Below are 1,480 nucleotides of genomic sequence, written 5' to 3'. Positions count from 1 at the left end.
AGGGATCGGTGGCGCCATTCCTCCATGGTCAATACCTTGGAGTTTGCGCTGTCCACCTCGAATATCTTCTCCATGTCCGAGGCAAAGGCGTCGTCATGAATTTCCAGATTAATCTCGTAATTCCCTGTCAGGCTCAGCCTGTCAATGTTGGCGCTGCCCACAGTGGACCAACTGCCATCGATTGTCGCTGTCTTGGTGTGGATCATTGCATTGCGGTAGAGCAGGATGGTCACGCCGTCCTTGAGCAAGGACTTGTAGAAGCCGCGGGAAAGCCAGTCGGAGAGAACATGGTTTGAATCCTGCGGCAGGATGATGCGAACATCAACACCCCGCTGGCTCGCGGCCAGCAGTGCCCTGAGGATTTGCTGGTCGGGAATGAAGTAGGCCATTGTCACGTAGATGTGGTGCTGGGCGCGGGCGATGGCATCGAGGTAGACACCGCGGATGGGGTAGACAAGGTTCGCGGGGAGGTTGTTGACCGCGCGGACCCGGGGCTCCCAAACCTCCGGATTCAGGTGCTGTATTTGCGGCCGTGAGCCCGAGGCGTTCTCATTCCAGACTGTCACGAAGGCCTGTCTTAGATCCCACACAGAGGGCCCCATCAGTCGCAGGTGGGTATCCCGCCACTCGGTGGCGTACAGGGAGCCGATGTTGTAGCCGCCCACGAAACCGACCCGGTCATCGACGACCAGGAGCTTGCGGTGGTCCAGCCCTGTGCCCCCCAGGGTCTTGGTGAACATGGACGTGCGGATCATGGGGAAACGGTAAACGTGAACATCCGGGTGAAACAGAAAAAATGAGGATGGTACGACCAGGTTCGCGAACGCGTCGTAGATGATAAAGACCTCTACCCCGCGTTCTGCCGCTTTGTTAACTGCGTCTTTGAAGGCCTGACCTGTTTCGTCATCTTTCCAAATGAAAGTTTCGATCAGGATGCTGGACTGAGCCTCATTGATCTCCTGAAGCATGTCCCGGTACAGGTCTGCACCGAACGTGTACGTGGTGATCTTTGTATCGGCAATGGTCTGTTCGAAAATACCGGGGTGCGGGAAGCCCTTACGTTTGCTCCGATGCCGCTTTTTGACCGTGTCCAAGACTACGAGACCGGCAATGACGGCCCCTTGCACCCCGAATAATGCCAACAGTGACCGAACCACGGTTTTCCGAGCGACCCTGACAACAGGCTCCGCGACTAATTCATCCATTGTTCGAGTCTACGGGGTATCCGAACCCGCGGGCCGTGGAGATTAGGAGGCCATCGCAAACCAATAGGAGCGCTGACTATGCCAACGGATCATCGCGGGAATGGCCGCAAAGTCGCGTCCGCGAACTTTTGGAGTTGCGGGACAAAAGGCCAATGATTGTGGAGTTAAGCCTTGTTGCGCACTTGGCGCATGATTGCCATGACGGCGCCAACCACCAAGAGGATAATCCCGATCCAGAGCAGGAACATTGCAGCTTTCACGGCAATGCCGAGGAC

1 protein-coding gene is annotated in these 1,480 nt (G+C 56.6%); it reads right to left on the bottom strand.

Translation table 11 applies throughout. The annotated features are described in order from the left end of the window. The coding region (locus AAGW05_RS18470; protein WP_411806021.1) for a phospholipase D-like domain-containing protein at positions 1 to 1,205 on the bottom strand (1,205 nt) is incomplete at its 3' end. Positions 1,206 to 1,480 lie beyond the last annotated feature (275 nt).

The sequence above is a fragment of the Arthrobacter sp. LAPM80 genome (assembly GCF_046736435.1).
In the GTDB taxonomy this organism is placed as follows: domain Bacteria; phylum Actinomycetota; class Actinomycetes; order Actinomycetales; family Micrococcaceae; genus Specibacter.
This window is presented reverse-complemented; position numbering and strand designations above follow the sequence as displayed.